Here is a 17469-nt window from a genome sequence, read left to right on the forward strand (position 1 = left end):
TTTTCTCAACATTTTCCGATCTTTCGCTCCAAGCTGTTTAAGATATAATGAAAGTATAGGATAGCCCCTAGGGCCGGACCAATGGATTTAAGAAAACAGTTGAGGGTAAAAATGTGTACGCTTTCAAAAGGGGCGGTTATCATGATGTCAGAGCGTGTAGGAACGATTCTTCGCTCCATGTGGAGGAGGATCACGCAAAAATTAGTGAACAAGCTCATTCTTCTTTTTACCTCGGTGATTATTCTGGTGGTGGGCTCACTCACGATTATTTCCTATCAGATGATTGAAAAGGAGTCGGTTAACCATAGCATCGCCAGCACGACGAATAATCTGCTGCTGGTCAATCAGAATTTAGAGGATTATTTGGAGGGAATGCAGCAGTTGGCCCTTCCGCAGCTTCGTTATAACGATATCATGAACGCCATTGCCAATGAGAACCGGGACTATGCTTCGAGAATGGTCATTGAAAATTACTTGCGCAGTATGTTTTATTCACGTAATGATCTGGAAGCGATCTATCTGTACGTGGCGGACCGACATCAATACTATGTGGTTACCAGGGAGACGTACAACATTACGGTGCGCAAAGGAATAAACACGGATATTCCCAAGCTCCCTTGGTATAAAGAGGCGATGGCTAGTACCACGAACGAATCATTTCAATCCTTTGTAGGGTCCCGCTCTGATATGGGTTATGTGGCGCCTCAAGCAAGCTTTATGGCATACCATCGAGTGCTGAGGTCGATTGCATCCCGCCATCCGCAGGCGGTGCTGTCCTTTTATTACAATACGAGCGCCGTGGACGAAATCATGCAGAACATTCCACTGGGCAAAGGGGACCAATTGATGCTCATGAGCCCTAAAGGGGTTCCCTTTTATGTGAACAGCTTTCCGCTATATGAGCGGATGCGTGATTCTGGAGTGTTGACACAGATCGGCAAGGGAGGAAGCGGGCGAGTAACGTGGTCAGATAGCAGTGGCAACCAGGAGTATTTGGTCGTGTATGATGCTGGCGAAAAGGACGGGTGGCAGCTCATCAAGCCCATCCCATACCGTCAAATTTATGAAGCAGCTACGACAACACGGAATTGGAGCTATGCCATCGGGGCTTTATTTTTAGGTGTGTCTATTATATTAGTGACACTGACCTCGAACGCCATTACCCGACCTTTACATAAGCTGTCCACCCAGATGAAGCGGTTTAGCACCGGGGATTTTGGTGCAACAGCTCCTGTGAAGGGTCATGACGAGATTGCATATTTGTCGCTGCATTTTAACGAAATGGTCCAAAGAACCGAAGAACTTATTAATGAGCGCTATCGCATGAAGCTGGTCGAAAAGAACGCCATACTCAAGGCGTTGGAGGCTGAAATTAATCCTCATTTTCTGTACAATGCCCTGCAAGCCATATCCACACAAGCATTAAAGCGGGAGATGTTCGACATGGCAGATATGGTGGATGCATTGGCCCAAACGTTGCGGTATTCCATCAACGGCAAGGATATCGTAGTTGCCCGCGAAGAGCTCAAGCACATTGAACGGTATATAGGTCTGCAAAAGGCAAGGTTCGGAGCGAGACTGCGGGTCGAAGTGGTATGGGAAGAAACGCTGATGGAGCTGCCGATTCCGAGATTATCTGTGCAGACGTTGGTGGAAAACGCTATTAAGCATGCGTTGGAAAAAGTATCAAGCGATATTCTGATCGTCATTTCAGCCGAATCGAGTTCTACAAATGCCACAATTACAGTCAGGGACAACGGACCTGGAATTTCAGAGGACAAGCTGAAAATGGTGCTGGATTCGTTTCATGAAAAATGGGAAGACCGGGAGAGCGAGCATATCGGCTTGAAGAATCTGAACACACGCTTGAAGCTTTTGTATGGAGAACAGGCAGGATTATTCATACTTACGGATGAAACAGGAACGGAAATGAGAATGCAAATTCCCCGGGGAGGAGTCAGCCATGTATAACGTATTGATTATTGACGATGAAGAACCGTTACGCGAAGCCATTCGTATTGTTGGAGACTGGGGTAATCTGGGCATCGAGCATATTTATGAGGCAACGAATGGAAGGCTGGGAATGGAACTGTTAGGTCAACATCACATCGATGTGGTGATGGTAGATATGAAGATGCCGGAAATGAACGGTATCGAATTTCTACGTGCTATCGAAAAGGCATATCCCCATATGCTGACGATTGTCATTAGCGGCTACAATGACTTTGAATTTACACGGCAGGCGATTCAATCCCGGGTGGTGGATTATCTGCTCAAACCTATCAATCGTCAGGATCTGAATCAGGCACTGCGCAAAGCAGTGGACATTCTGGAAAGCCGAGAGCAAAGCAAAAACAAGTTCATTAGCCAGAACATTACGCTGAATATGTCACTGCCGAAGCTGAAAGAGAAGCTATATTTGTCCATTTTGGACGGTAGCTTTAAAAGGCAGGCCAATACGGCGTTGCTCCCATTGATCGGAGCGGATCAGCCGTGCAATCGCTTTGGGGTAATCGTGCTGCGTCTGCTGAACAGGGATGAGATTCGCAGGACGCGTTTTCATGGCGATGCCGACCTGATGGATTTTGCCGTGACCAATGTGTTAGCTCAGACGTCAGATGAACGGTTGAGTTGTTTTAGCTTCTCCCATCCGCGACGGGAGCGTGAGGTCGTTTCGATCTTTACCCTGGCCTCAGGACAAGAAGAACATATGGCCTTACTATTGGCACAAGTGACACAGAAGGCGGTGGCGAACCTGCATGGGCTGTTCAGCATGGTGGTAGTTGCCGGATTGGGTAAGCTTTGCTCAGATGTATTGGAGCTAGCGTCTGCTTATATGGATGCCAAGACGCTCATCCAAAGCACGGATGTGTTGAAGCTGGAAGGGGAATCTATTCTTCATACAGTGTCACGGCAAATGGGTACGTTAGAGGAAATGTCATGGACGGAGCGACTGTTGTCGATCCAAAAGGATGCTCAGACAGGTCAGGCGAACCGGGCAAAGGTACTGCTGGGCGATCTGCTGAAACAATTGGCATCAGGCCCTATTTTCCGTTTACAGGATGCGGATCGAATGATGAAGGAGTTCCATTTTTTACTGAGAGAAGCTGCGGTTGAGTTAGGTGCGTCTACGTTAATGTTGAATCAAGATAGAGCTTTGGAAGAACCAGAGCACGTGGGTGAAGAGGATTTGTCTGCTGATTTTACGAGCTTTGTCCACTACGGTCAGAGATTGAATCGGATGCTGGAGCTTTACATTGCTGGGGTCCAACATACTCAAGCGGGGAACCAGCCCTTTGACATAACGGACATCAAAAGACACATCGACCGTTATTATTTTGAGGATATCAAAATTTCGTTTTTTGCCGAAACCTATTTTTTGAGTCGGGAATACCTGATGAAGCTGTTCAAACAGCAGTTTGGTTACGGTATTCACGAATATGTACAGAAGGTTAGAATGGACAAGGCGAAGGAGCTGCTGGGCGATTCTAGCCTGAAAATACAGGAAATCTCGGATATGCTCGGCTACAAAGATAAAAATTATTTCAGTAAGGCTTTTCGTAATTATTATCAGGTGTCACCGTCTGAGTATCGCGTGAGCCTGCAATAAACCACTTTTTTACCCTTAACGCTTCACTAATCTGCCTTTTTAAATTGGAGTATATTTTTTAGAATGAGCGCATGGACGTTGATCACAAACAAATGGGGGAGTATCCATGTTAAAGAAGATGATGGCGTTATCCGGCAGTTTGCTTTTGACGGTCGGTTTGTTGAGCGGATGTGGAAGCAGCGGCGGCACGGATGCGTCAAAAGAAAGTGCTGGCGGCAAAGAAGATTTGAAAACGGTTACAATAAATATGTTCACAGCCTCACCGGAGTATACCGATGCTTTTAACGCGTATATCGAGGAGTATAAGAAGGTCAAACCTAACGTGAAGATCAATCTGGAGATCATGCAGGCAGACTACAACACGATTCTGAAGTCGAAAATAGCCTCAGGTAGTACACCGGATGTATTCCAAACGACGGCAGGAGGCGACATCGACACGTATGCGGATTATAGCGCCGATCTGACCAATGAGCCGCTGGCAGCAGCCATGACGGATGCTGTTCGAGCGAATATGAGCTCCAGTGACGGCAAAGTGCTGGGACTCCCGGTAAAGGGGAACCTGTTTACGCTGATTTACAATAAGGATTTGCTTACCAAGGCTGGGGTAACCTCCCCACCGAAGACGATTGCAGAAATGCAGGATGCGGTTACCAAGCTAGAGGCAAAGGGCATTACTCCATTTGCCAACGCATATAAAGAGTGGTGGGTATGGAAGCATATCTTCCAACACTATGTAGATGCTGCCGCACAGGATGCAGGCGTGGAACCGAAGCAGCTCGTTAGTGATTTTATCGCAGGCAAAGCAAAAATCAAGGACTACCCAGTGCTGTACAACAACTTCTTTAGCTTCATTGATTTGACGGTGAAACATGGCACAGATAAGCCACTGGAACGGGACAGCAATGCGGAAGTAAGTGATTTTGCATCCGGAAAAGCTGCGTTTATGACGGGTAAAGGTGCATGGGATGAGGAAGCAATCAAGAAAATTAATCCTGATCTCAAGATTGGCATCATGGGATATCCGGTGAGTGACAAAGCGGATCAATCGGTCATCATTACCGGTGCGGATCAGGCGCTGCGTATCAACAAGGATTCTGAAGTATCGAAGGAAACGATTGAATTTTTCAACTGGCTGTACACTTCGGAATACGGTAAGAACTGGTTCTCCCAGGTAGCGAAGGTGATTCCTCCAATTAAGGATGCACCGCTTCCTGATCTGGAAATGCCTAAGGAAATGGAAAGTATTTTGAAAACGTCGAAGTCCGGTGATCTGTCTGTGAACTACTCGCTGGATACATTCCACCAAAAATTTGGCGAGCTGATGCAGGCATATATCAGCGGTAACATGAATAAGGATCAGGCGGTTGCAGAGATTGAGAAGGCATGGGTGCAATTAGGCTCAGCACAATAAGATTAGTTCCGCAGAGGCGTCCGTAAGGACGTCTTTTTGTGTTATAGCCAGGAGGTGGGGAGGGGATGGATAAAAAAATATTTAATAATAATTAAATATTTACTTGCAAAAAGTTATTGAGTTATGGATAATAGATTGTGTGCAATATATCTACAACATACGACATACATAATGACTGCAAGTTGCAAATGTGAGAGATCCCCCGTTGGAGGGAATCTCTTTATTCCGTTTGGACTATGCCGATTATGTCTATAATAGACCGTGTTAACTTGGAGCGTATTTTCGTTTATGTGACGAAGATAAAAAGGAGATGAACGTTTTGACGAACTCGTTGTTTACACCGTATACACTGAAAGATTTGGAATTAAAGAATCGTGTGGTGATGCCGCCGATGTGCCAATACTCGGTGACAGCCAAGGATGGGATTCCGAATGATTGGCATCATGTTCATTACCTGAGTCGGGCTATTGGAGGTACGGGCCTGATTATTATAGAAATGACGGACGTGGAACCGGATGGACGGATTACAGATTATGATCTGGGTCTTTGGTCAGACGAGCATGTCCCAGCTTATAAGAAACTGGTTGACGGCATTCATGCGCACGGGTCCAAGGTAGGCATCCAGATTGCTCACGCGGGCCGTAAAGCTGAGGATGCAGCTGAGCCAGTGGCTCCTTCGGCCATTGCATACCCGGATGCGAATTATAAACAGCCACGCGCGCTTACGACGGAGGAAGTCCGTAGCATGGTGCAAAAATTCGCAGACGCTACCCGGCGTGCAGTTCAAGCAGGCGTGGATACGATTGAACTGCACGGGGCACATGGTTACTTGATTCACCAATTCCATTCGCCAGTTACGAACAAGCGGGACGACGAGTACGGTAAGGATTTATCCCGTTTCGGTGTTGAAGTTATTCAGGCTGTACGCAAGCAAATGCCTGCGGGTATGCCGTTAATCTTACGCATCAGCGCGGTGGAATACGTAGATGGTGGGTACGATGTGGATCATGCCATTGAGCTGAGCCGTGCATATCAGGCTGCAGGCGTAGATGTGATCCATGTTAGCTCGGGCGGGGAAGGCCCTGCTGGCGCCAGAAAGCCGGGCAACTATCCGGGCTATCAAGTGCCGTTCGCACGCCAAATTCGCGAGGCACTGAACATCCCGGTGATTGCTGTCGGTTCGTTGGATGACGCAGCCTTAGCGCAGTCCGTTATCGGCAACGAGGATGCCGATCTGGTCGCTGTGGGACGCGGATTGCTGCGCGATCCATATTGGGCGATTCATGCAGCAGTGACGCTGCGCGGCGAGAAGCCTTCCATACCTGAACAATATCAACGTGGCTACTGAGGCCTAAGTAATCCCACGTTGTTTATATATAAACAAGGCACCTGCAACGAAGTGTACGCTTCGTCAGGTGCCTGTTTTGTTTTATGGACAGATGGTACAGTGTAAGCAATCTTACACGTAGTAGTGGTTATATTTTGTATACTTGTATTATTTAGTGATTAGGAGGTTTGAAAGTGGAATATATTATTGAAACGAAAAAGCTCCGTAAACAGTTTGGGATGTCAAAAGCCGTAGACGACATATCCTTACACGTGGAGTGTGGCAGTATCTATGGTTTCCTCGGTGAAAATGGAGCTGGCAAGACTACTACCATCCGCATGCTGATGAGGCTGATTGAGCCTACAAGTGGGGAGGTTTTTTTATTTGGCGAGCGGCTGGAGAAAAACTATCCTTCTATTTTCTCGAAAATAGGTACAATTATCGAAACGCCTGGTTTATACGAAAATTTGAGTGCACGCGATAATTTAAGGATTTGCTGTATGTACATGGGGGTGCAGGATGATGGGAGAATTGAAAGAACATTAACTACTGTGGGATTAGAGCATACCGGCAAGAAGAAGTTTAAGGATTTTTCCCTAGGAATGAAGCAAAGATTAGGGATTGCGAGGGCGCTTGTTCATGACCCTGAGTTGCTCATATTGGATGAGCCGACGAACGGACTGGACCCATCTGGAATTAAGGAAATTCGTCAGCTATTGAAGCGGTTGTGTGAGGAGAATGGGAAAACCATTCTTATTTCCAGCCACATCTTGAGTGAAATTCAGCAGTTAGCTACACACATCGGGATTATACATAATGGAACGCTGTTAACAGAAGATCGTTTGAGTCAGTTGGAGGAAGAATTTGAACAATACACAGACATAAAAGTAAACGATGCAAAAGCAGTACAAACGTTTCTGCAAGAGCAAATGGGACAGCAGCTTCAATCTAATGTGATATCCCCACAACAACTAAGAATTCATAGTCCGATTGAGAATACAGCCACGTTAAATAGACAGTTAATAGATCATCAGTTTTCAGTCTATGAGATACACACCTCAAAACAGACGCTAGAGGAGTACTTTCTGACTCTCATTTCGGGAGAGGATGTGCGACGTGATTAGAGCAGAACTCATTAAACTTAAAAGTTCTAAAGCCTTCTTGTTGAGCTATATTATATTGCTGGCTGTTGTGCTGTTGGAATTTGCGACGAGCGCTATTTTTTACAGATATTCAATTGATAAACGGGGTTGGACTTACTATTTCGAGGGCATAGTTCTCTTCGTCAATGTTGCAGCTGGATTTATCAGTTACTACATATTAACCGGTCATATTTTTGCAAGAGAGTATCAGGAAAACACGCATCTATTTATGTTTACCACGCCTGTCACCAGGGTTAAATTTTATTTTAGTAAATTGATCATTATTTATGGATTTATTATTGTATCCTTATTTCTCGTTCTGTTTTTGTCTGCCTTATTAGGCATGTCCATTACAGATCGACCTTTAACGATGGCTATCTGGGTATACCAAATCCAAGTGTTTGCTAAAATGTGTGTGATGCATGCGATGTTAATCCCAATCGCCTCTTTTTTTGCTATACGCTGGAAGAGCATTATGGTGGTTGTACTCGTAGTTTGTACTGCAATATTTTTGAATTTTATATACAAAAGTGAATGGTACCCTTGGATTGTGCCCTATCTCTTATCTCCTAATGAAAGAAATGCGACTATACCTACCAATGTTTCAATAGCATGGTTCAGCTTATCCGTGACCTTTCTTCTTGGATTGTTTTTATCCATATGGACATATCAAAGAAAAGACTAAATGGAGAGTTTTTGAGAGGAGGGCTACTATGTTTGACCTGTTTAGAGCAGAGTGCTTGAAGCTGAAAGGAACTAAAATTCTTTTTCTAAGTGTGTTTATTTTAATAGCAACCGTATTTTTGACTTTTAGTACTTACGCCATAAATCCTAAACTTTCCTTGGATCGTGATGGATGGAATGAATACTTTATGGATTTGGTATCCTCCATTAATTTAATAACTGGATATATGAGCTATTACATTTTGACCTGCTATATATATGCGAGAGAATACCAGGAGAACACTCATATTGCACTGTTTACAAACCCGGTTCGCCGAACTCGGATTTACTTCAGCAAGCTACTCGTTATTTATATGTACATCGCTGTTAGCCTACTGATGGCATTTGTGCTATCTACAGTATTGGGTACGTTTATTACAATCAGACCGCTAACCTTTGAAATCGTTATGTATCAGCTTGGGGTATTTGCTAAAATGATTGTCATGCACGCTATGCTCATCCCGATCATCACGTTCTTCGCCATTCGTTGGAAAAAATTTGTACCCGCCATTATTGGGATGTGTACGGTTATGTGCTTAAATTTTGTTTTGGTTAATACACCGGGGAATACCTTTTATCCATGGACAGTGCCGTTATTGTTTTCTCCCCATGGACAAATGGGCAGAACATTCACGTATGTTCCTGGAGGGGTCATCAGTATTTTCTTTATTTTTGTGCTGGGACTTTTTTTAGCGTTGCGAAGTTATGTTCGTATAGAAAAATAAGTAGAGTATAACAAAAAGAAATAGACCGCCCTGCTCAAGGGGAAAACGGTCTATCTCTTTAGATCGCCTTTGAACAGCCGACCGCTCTTCAAAGCGGCTGTTGCCAAGAGTAGGGATGTTACCAGCATCCTTGCTCTTTTTTAGCATATCCTTCTATAACTTATTTTAGCGCATCTGAATAATCAATGTAACTGAATATGACTGAATGTGACTGAATGTGACTGTTACTTAGTGAAAATTTTAACTTCCTTTGGAGCAAGAGTCACGGTGATCGAACCGTTGTTGATCTGAATGGAGTCGTTGCTCAGTTGGTTGGTCAGACGGGTACCGTTGGACAGATTGTCGAAGTTGCCAATCGTGCGAGTTTGACTGCTCCATGAGTTGTTGATAAGTACGATGGCCTCGTCGCCGTTTTTAGAGCGCTGGAAGCTGTAAAAGGAGTCGTCTACCCATTTTTCCTTTTGGCTCCCGTTTTGCAGGGCAGGGTGGCTGTTGCGCACACGGTTCAGCTTAGCGATGTACTGATACAGATCATGATTGGCGTTAAACACAACGTTTTCCCGGTTAGCAGGATCATCTCCGCCACTAAAGCCTTGCTCGGTGCCTTGATAGATGATAGGAATCCCGCGTGAGGTCAAAGTAAAGCCTAAGGCAGCTTTGAGCTGAGGCCATTTGTCATAGTTAGCACCCGGCTTGCCAGAGGCGTCATTCAGGAAACGTTTTACATCATGATTGTCGATAAATACCCCGTTGGTCTGGGCATCGCGATAGTGACGATCATCTGAGTAGCGCTCCTTGATTTTCTTCATAGATTGATCGTGTCCGAACACATCCTTGATTGTATAATACATCGGAAAATCCAGCGCGGCATCGAGATATCGGGTATAATCGCCCACATAAGCGGGGTCGCCACTAAAAATCTCACCGATGGTAAAGGTATTGGCCGCTTGGTCAAAATCCTTCAGGAACCCTTTGGGTACATGCTTCACAGTGTCCACCCGCAGTCCGTCGACCCCCGACTCGTTCAACAGCCATTTGATCCAGTTTTTGAGCTCATTTGCTGTTGCAGGGTTGTCCTGATTCAGGTCGTCTAATCCAGCCACGTCACCGTTTTCGATTTTCGATTGGTTGTTGGAGCTGTAGTCTGCTCCTGTGATGTCGCCATTGTGATGATACCAGTCCGCTTTGTCAAAAGGAGCCTTGGCGATGCCGTTCCCAGGTTGAAAATCGCCAGTGTGATTGGGAACTACGTCCAGCATAACAGCGATATTTTTGTCGTGTGCTTTACCAACCAGCTCTTTGAACTTGTCCATGGTACCAAGATGTCCGTCTACCGCATAAAAATCATACGTATGATAGCCGTGGTAAGCGTATTCGCTCTTTTGCATCGTTACCGGAGTAATCCAGATGGCGGTAAACCCCATATTTTTAATGTAGTCGAGTTGGTTAATAATACCTTGAAAATCGCCACCATGCCACTTGCGCTGATCGCTGTTGTTGGAATTGAAACCACCGTAATTATCGTTGGATGGATCTCCGTTGCTAAATCGGTCTGTCATGATAAAATAAATGCTCTGTTTGCTCCAGTCTGTGTTGAGGGGAGTGGGCTTGGAGAGGGTATTCAGATCTATAGGAGTGAAGGCGCCCGAAGGCGCCTCCGTTTGAATAGTTACTTCAACCCCGTTAGAGTTGGGTACGTACGTAGAAGTGCCTACATTTAAGGATGCACCCGAAAGTTCCACTGTTTGGATAGGTCCTGCAACTTCGTTGAGGTTGGTTGTGTAGGTGGAAGTCCCTACGCTGAGGATGCTCCCCGAAGGTGCCCCCGTTCGAATAGTTCCTGCGGCTCCGTTAGAGCCGGGTGTGTAGGTAGAAATTCCCGTGCTGAAAAGGTAGTTTTTTGTGTTGTTGCTGTCCCAGCTGTTATTGCCGTCGTTAAAAGCGGCTTCCAATTGGGAGGCAGAAGCGATATCGACGGTAATTTTAGCATAGCCGCTAATCTCGGCATCCTGCATTTTCACACCGGGTACGGCAGTCCAGTTTCCACCAGCCGGGCGGTAGTGAATGTAAGGCGAGTTAAAGCCTTTTTTGTAGTATACCGTTACCTTGTTAGTTGTACCGCCGCCATCCCCGGGAATCGTGCCCGCTGGAGCGCCTGATGTGATCGTTCCCGCATTGCCGCTGTTACCGGGCGTGTAAGTAGAAGTGCCCGTGCTGAAGGAGTAGTTTTTGGTGTTGTTGCTGTCCCAGCTGTTATTACCGTCGTTAAAAGCGGCTTCCAATTGGGAGGCAGACCCGATATCGACGGTAATTTTGGCATAGCCGCTAATTTCGGCATCCTGCATTTTCACACCAGGCGCAGCAGTCCAGCTTCCGCCAGCCGGACGGTAGTGAATGTAAGGTGAGTTGAAGCCTTTTTTGTAGTATATCGTTACTTTGTTGCCTGTACCGCCACCGTTATCGCCGGGCTTGGCCTTGTTTACGATATACTGTTTGAATCCACTCAACTCACCGGTTGGTGAGCCATCATTGTTGACGAGATTGTTGATGCGCAATAACGTAAACCCGTGATAACCGAACTTCGTGATTTTCTCCTCGATTTTTTGGAAGCCGCTGCCGCCTGTCGGGAGTGCATTTTCACCATTCAGGCGAACACCCTTGGCATTCGCGATCGAGGAGACGGTATCAACCAGGGTGGACGGCAACGAATAATTCGGTGCTGTGCCACTGTCACTCATCTCCAGGCAAGTAAATGTCAAGTCTAGATCGGCATCCTTGAATTTCTGAATGAGACGGTTGTAATCATAATATCCACCTGCTTGCTCTGTGCTGTGAGGCATGGCAGGATTGTTCATCTGCCAGTGCAGACCGGAAATCTTGGCTCCGATACGGACACCGAACACAGAATCGAAGTTTTTGTGTGCAGCAGCTCCGATGACGCCCAGATGCTTCTCAAGCACGCTTTGGTACCACGACAAAAAATCCTTCCCATACGTGGAATTATACCCGCCATTCGTGTAAAATCCGTCCCCATCGGTCGGCGGATTGATTTGGCTAAGGCTGCTCAGCTTGGTGCCCCATGCTGCATTAATCTTGTCCATTGATCCATACTTTTCATTCATGGCCGTGCGGAACGCACTTTTAGCTGTTTCAGTGTAGGCTTGGAATTTGCCCCGTGCAGGATAACTCCATCCCGCTGACGGATAGTATGAAGGATATCGCAATTCTCCAGAGGGCCCACCGCTTAAATAAATTTTGGGAATGATGCTTTTGTAGCTAGCAAAGGTTTGAGCAAATGAGGCATACAGCTCGTCATATTGTTTACCAGTCCCGCTCCATAATGGAGAGAGGGCTTCGTTATTGGCAAAACCGCTTTCGTCCTTGAACTGCATTTCATCTGCACTGCCCTTGCTCGACAGCCAGCTTGGCAGCGGGATGTTGCAATCATCCCCCACATTTCCCCCACACTTATGCGTAGAGATAATAGGAACCCACTTCAATCCCACTTCTTTCACGGCATCTGCATAGGTCTTGTAGTAGCTCCAATCGAACTGGTTATCTCCTGCGCTCTCCACATGGCCCCACCAGACGTCGGTGGTAATAGCATAAACACCGTTACTTTTCAGTGTTTGCAGTTGCTTTTTGAAGGCACCCCAGTCATTAATTTTCGCCAACGGTCCCATGACAGAAGCTTGAAAATCATCAGCAACCGCGGCGCTCGCCGTATTGGAGGGTGAGCCAATGAAGGCGGTCAGAGATAGTACAAGGCTTAGCAGAATCAGGCACCCTTTGTTCCATAGACTTCGATACAAGGTCAAACCGATCATCCTCCCCAAAGCATAGTCTAATTCGACAAACTTTTGTAAACGTCTACAAAAACAGTATAAAGCAAGCGGTTGCATAAAAAGAAGAATTTATTGCACACTCAGAGTGGACAAATATGACATTTTACGTAAGCAACCGTGTGCTTAAAAGTTTTCAGGCAAAAAAATAAGGCATAGGTCTGAGTAAGACGCATGCCTTTTAGTGATGTACCGATAGCCAATGCCAGTATAGGAAAAAGCGAACCTAGGCGTTGAGAAGCTTTGTTCCAGTCTGTATGAAAGTATTGCCGAGACAGCTTACTTAATAAATAGGGCGATTCCTTTCGTCGGGAATACCACTTTTGCGATAAAAATACGTATTGATCCGATCCCGCCATTCTTTGGCGTGCTCAGCCTGATGCTCCAGCCGCTCCAGCACCTGTTCATACATGGCATCATTCAGTTGCCCTTGTAGACTAACCCATGTATCTCGGAGATGGGCCGCACGTTCTGCACCTTCAAAATGGGTATCATAAATGTGCTGTATGACGGTTTGGCCAGAGTGGAGCAAATGTGTATAAGGAACATGGTGAAAGAATAAGAGCAGCTCATCCGGGCAGGTGTCCGTAGATTCGTAGATATCAGTATTGGGAGAAAAATATTGTCCTGCATAGCCCGTTCCGGTTGCAGTCGTGCGATCTACCCCGATCCCCCAGCAATCAGCAAAATGGTAGGTGCCCCACATGGAATATTCGTACCCGTCTACATCCGGCCCATAGTGGTGATCGGGACTGACCATCCAGCCGACTCCGAGAGGGGCGGTGTAGGATTCGTAGATATTCCATGAATCGAGCAGCATCTGTTTAATGGTAGAAATTAAATCTGTGCCGCCGTCGGTATTCCCTTGTCTGCCAAACGTCAGCCGAACCCACTCATCAGCGATTTTGTCTGCGGACAGCTCCGGGTCCCAAGCCAACCGACCATAGCCATAAAGATTGGACTGGGCGAGCAAATGTCCGGTCCAATTGGTGTCTGCGCCAATATTGGATACAGCGGCTATTCCATAGTTGGTATGCTTTGGAGAATGCAGAGCGCCACTCACGATACGCTTGATGGTGGAGCCTTTTCCTTGGGCGTAGGTGTCAAAATCCAATACTTCCTTCCATTGGGGAACAAGGTAACATAGATGCTTCTGTTGGCCGGTGTACTCTTGCGCAATTTGAAATTCCAGCAGTACCTGAGTGGATTCCAGCGCACCGAATAGGGGGGAGACAGGCTCCCGCACCTGAAAATCCATGGGACCATTTTTGATCTGTAAAATGACATTTTCTCGAAACAGTCCATCCAGCGGTTTAAAATGGTCAAAGGCTGCGCAGGCCCGATCTGTCTTGCGATCGCGCCAGTCCTGCTTGCAGTTGTAGACAAAGCAGCGCCAAATCACACGTCCGCCAAAGGGCTGCAACGCATCTGCCAGCATATTGGCTCCATCGGCGTGATGGCGCCCGTAGCTGAACGGTCCAGGTCGATTTTCGGAATCGGCTTTGACCACAAAACCACCCAGATCAGGAACGGCGGCGTAAACTTCCTGGGCTTTGGTCTGCCACCATTCAGCTACAGCAGGTTCCAGGGGATCGGCTGTGGTTAACCCGCCGAGCTGAATAGGACTGGCATAGTTAATGCTCAAGTAGATCTGTATGCCATAGGCGCGAAATACCGCAGCTACTTTAGCCACATCCGGTAGGAATTTATCTGTAATCAGCTCGGTTTCTACCTGATGGACATTCACATTGTTAATGGATAGCGCTTGAATGCCTACAGAAGCGAGTAGACGGGCATAGTCTCGCAGGCGCTCCCTATTTGTAGCAAAGGCATTATTGTCGTAGAAAATGGACCCACCCGCATATCCACGTTCAACACTACCATCCATGTTATCCCAGTGGTTGATCATGCGGATGGGATTAGCAGGGTTGGATAATTGGTCTAGAATGGGGGCGTGCAATGATTCGGTGGTGGGCTTCAACTTCCCATCTAGTCCTCCCTGCAGGTAGCGCAGCAGATGAAAGACTCCGTACAATACGCCTTTGGAGGTCTGCCCTGCGACTGTAACGTATTGTCCTTTGAACTCATCGTTACCATGCGAAGCTGAAGCCGGATCTGGCATCTCTATCCCGCGAATTCGGTAGCCTTCTGCGCCCACTTCTGCCTGTTCCTCTGCGCTGAATCGTTCTGCGACCAAAGGATGCGCTGGGAACGTACCCAGTGCAATGAATGGCGCATTCACAGGAACGGCGCTGATCTTCGGCTGCTGTCCAAACATGGAGGTCAATCCGTGCTGAAGCTCACTCGCAGCCGATTCAAGTACTTCATCTGTCTCATGGACCACGATGACCCTGCACCAAGCGGGCAGCTTTTCTACCTTACTATTGCGGCGGTAATGCAGCCAAGCCGCATAGCCGCTCTCTTTTGGGATATCCATAAGCTTGCTCATATTGGAGCCTCCTTTTGGGCAGGTGAAGATGATCCTCAGACATGCTGTTCCTGATCCTGACTCATATGCTCAGGGAGAGTCAGGCGATTGCCGTTGCCTTCATACAGCCACAAAATAGCGGTAACTCCGCGCGGATAATATTTGCTGCCGTGAGCAATGCCGGAGAGTATCTGATCGCTCCAGCACCAATAGGATTCTTCAGGGTGAAGGAGCCATGAGACGTGGGCAGCGTCTGCGGCCTGCCCAGCTTCTTCCCAAGGCAGTTCCAGCAGCTCGCGGGCAATAAACTGTGACAGATAGATTTTGCTCAGCCAGGAGTTGTTACTGGTCGAGGACAGCTTCCAGCCTCCGTCTTCAAACAGACAAACTCCCGGTACCAGTACAGTTTCCAAATGACGCCGCAGTGCTTGGATATATCCACCGAACCGTCCATCAGACTTAAGCGCAGCCTCACATCCTGTAAAGTAAGGGAAGATCAGTCCCTCAATGGCAGGAATAATCTGCGAGTCATTGCCTTCCTTAATAACTGCAGGAATATAGCCCTTGTCTGTCATGTGTGCTGTGATGGCTGCTGCGCATTTGTCCGCCTGTAAGCCAGCCTCCTGTGAGAGGGAGTTAAGCCCTTTTGAGGCAAATATCTTTTCCAGTGCAACATATACCGCCCAGCATTTGCTGCCTAGATAAATGTTGTTGCGGGACTGACCCAGAGATACGTCCAGACTGTCGTAGGTCGTAATTTCCGCGCCGCCCCGGGTTCTAGAGCTGTCCAAGCCCATCAAGCCGTTTCGTTGTGCCGGGTCGGGGTGATCCCGCCGTAGCATGCTTTCAAAGCAGTCACACAAGACAGGCAGCATACGTGTTGTAAATGACTGGTCCTGTGTCTGCTCGATATATACTGTGGCGCAGCAAAGCCAGTTCACCAGTTCCTCGTGGCTCATGTAAGAGAAGCAGTCGTCAATCCCAGCCAGCTCATAACAGGAGTACCCCTGCCGGGAGAACACGTTGGCCACCCCCATATCATGCGTAAACGTGATACCACCCGGATAGGTCTGTTCCTCTCCTGGAAAGCGTACCTCATCCCGATAGCTGTACCTTTGGACAAACCACTCCAGCTCGTTGCGTACCGTCCATGGATTTAAAATCAATTCATAGTAGAGCTGATCAGCCGTCAAATCGAGTGTATTCATCATCCGATACTCGCCTTCGTTCACAACCCAGATCGGTTCTCCATCCGCTTGGTGACTAAGCAGTTGGGTGCTGCCGTAGTAGCTGTGGATCGCCTGAGCGAGCATGAATTCCTGATCGGGGCTCAGGTTGGCCGACTCTATCCAGCGATTAGCCTGAACACAGGCTGCGGTGAGGTCTGTAAAATGCTTCAATGCATAGCTCCCCGCGTCTTCAATATCCTTGAACAGCCGGGTATAGTAATACGATGCTTCGATGCCTGTCGTTACGATGCCGCCGCGATAGAAGCATATGGCGAAGGTATATGTGCGCTTCTCACCTGCGGGAACGTCCATCAGGAGCGCACCCGTCGTGCCCAGGCCAAAGGATAAATTCTCGGCCATGGTCTCCCCAAGCAGCTTCTCTATTGCAAATCCGCTGGCAGGTACCGCTTCACTGCTGTTGGTCACAATGGCTGTGCTGCGCCCTTGGCCGATGCCTGTGAGTCTTCCCTCCAATGGGGTAGAATCCGTAGCGTCCCTGCGCGGATCTTCTCCTATAATGCGTATGCCGCTATACGGATCACTGCCCTGATAGCCGAAAAAAGCCTTTCGTGCTGCAGTCCCCTGCGTGTTATCGACTGTTAGCTCGGCGAATACCGCCGGGACCAACGCTGCCCGCAACTCATCCATACCCGCATTTCCCGGCTCGGGCACCGGGCGAACAGGAGAGTACAGCCGGAACGTCAAATCTCCAGCCTGCCATGTATCCGTTCCTGCTTTTAGTTCACGAGTAATGTCGGAATCGGCAAAGGCCATAAGCTGCGGTTCCGTTCGTTTACCCTTTTTCTCCACATCATAGCGGGCACTTTCATCCTGTGTGGATGCAAAAAAGGGAAGCGCCTCGTATGCTCCGCCATCTCTGGATTGCAGCCCGATATATACATTTTCATCGGCAGGCTTGCCCAGCTCCAAACCAAGTCCGCCGCGATTGCCCTTAAACCCAAGCGTAAAGCTGGAAAAGGAACCGATAGGTGCGTGCTGCGTGTTATAAAATATATTTTTCGACATATAATG

10 protein-coding genes are annotated in these 17469 nt (G+C 47.5%); 7 read left to right on the forward strand and 3 right to left on the reverse strand.

The window, feature by feature from the left end; all coding sequences use genetic code 11:
* Window positions 1-111: 111 nt before the first annotated feature.
* The 7 genes from C1T21_RS03360 to C1T21_RS03390 all read left to right on the forward strand — a co-directional run bounded on the left by C1T21_RS03360 (window position 112) and on the right by C1T21_RS03390 (window position 8938).
* Entirely contained in the window at window positions 112-1971 is a 1860-nt protein-coding gene (locus C1T21_RS03360; protein WP_103047206.1) for a cache domain-containing sensor histidine kinase, read from the forward strand.
* Window positions 1964-3610, forward strand: a complete 1647-nt coding sequence (locus C1T21_RS03365) for a response regulator (RefSeq protein ID WP_103047207.1) — start codon at window positions 1964-1966, stop codon at window positions 3608-3610. The genes C1T21_RS03360 and C1T21_RS03365 overlap by 8 nt, the downstream gene beginning before the upstream one ends.
* Window positions 3611-3716: 106 nt before the next feature.
* On the forward strand, window positions 3717-5021 hold the full coding sequence (locus C1T21_RS03370) for an ABC transporter substrate-binding protein (protein ID WP_103047208.1): 1305 nt from the start codon (window positions 3717-3719) through the stop codon (window positions 5019-5021).
* A gap of 319 nt (window positions 5022-5340) precedes the next feature.
* Window positions 5341-6369, forward strand: coding sequence for an NADH:flavin oxidoreductase/NADH oxidase (locus C1T21_RS03375; protein WP_180984541.1), 1029 nt, complete (start codon window positions 5341-5343; stop codon window positions 6367-6369).
* A gap of 173 nt (window positions 6370-6542) precedes the next feature.
* On the forward strand, window positions 6543-7472 hold the full coding sequence (locus C1T21_RS03380; protein WP_103047210.1) for an ABC transporter ATP-binding protein: 930 nt from the start codon (window positions 6543-6545) through the stop codon (window positions 7470-7472).
* Window positions 7456-8175: an ABC transporter permease gene (locus C1T21_RS03385; RefSeq protein WP_258012352.1), complete on the forward strand. Its 720-nt coding sequence runs from the start codon at window positions 7456-7458 to the stop codon at window positions 8173-8175. Before C1T21_RS03380 ends, C1T21_RS03385 begins: the two co-directional genes overlap by 17 nt.
* Before the next feature lie 28 nt (window positions 8176-8203).
* Window positions 8204-8938 carry an ABC transporter permease gene (locus tag C1T21_RS03390; protein WP_103047212.1) on the forward strand — a complete coding sequence of 245 codons (735 nt, stop codon included), beginning with the start codon at window positions 8204-8206 and terminating at the stop codon, window positions 8936-8938.
* A 224-nt stretch (window positions 8939-9162) separates the two neighbouring features.
* On the opposite strand, the gene C1T21_RS03395 is transcribed toward C1T21_RS03390, so the two are convergent.
* The 3 genes from C1T21_RS03395 to C1T21_RS03405 all read right to left on the reverse strand — a co-directional run bounded on the left by C1T21_RS03395 (window position 9163) and on the right by C1T21_RS03405 (window position 17463).
* The gene (locus C1T21_RS03395; RefSeq protein WP_103047213.1) at window positions 9163-12756 is read right to left on the reverse strand and encodes a family 14 glycosylhydrolase; all 3594 of its coding nucleotides are present in this window, start codon (window positions 12754-12756) and stop codon (window positions 9163-9165) included.
* Window positions 12757-13063: 307 nt separating this feature from the next.
* Window positions 13064-15229: an alpha-glucuronidase family glycosyl hydrolase gene (locus C1T21_RS03400; RefSeq protein ID WP_103047214.1), complete on the reverse strand. Its 2166-nt coding sequence runs from the start codon at window positions 15227-15229 to the stop codon at window positions 13064-13066.
* 35 nt (window positions 15230-15264) lie between these two features.
* Window positions 15265-17463 (reverse strand): glycoside hydrolase family 52 protein, encoded by a 2199-nt coding sequence (locus tag C1T21_RS03405; RefSeq protein ID WP_103047215.1) that lies wholly within the window; start codon window positions 17461-17463, stop codon window positions 15265-15267.
* Between the last annotated feature and the right edge of the window lie 6 nt (window positions 17464-17469).

Source organism: Paenibacillus sp. F4, assembly GCF_002894905.1.
GTDB lineage: Bacteria > Bacillota > Bacilli > Paenibacillales > Paenibacillaceae > Paenibacillus > Paenibacillus polymyxa_B.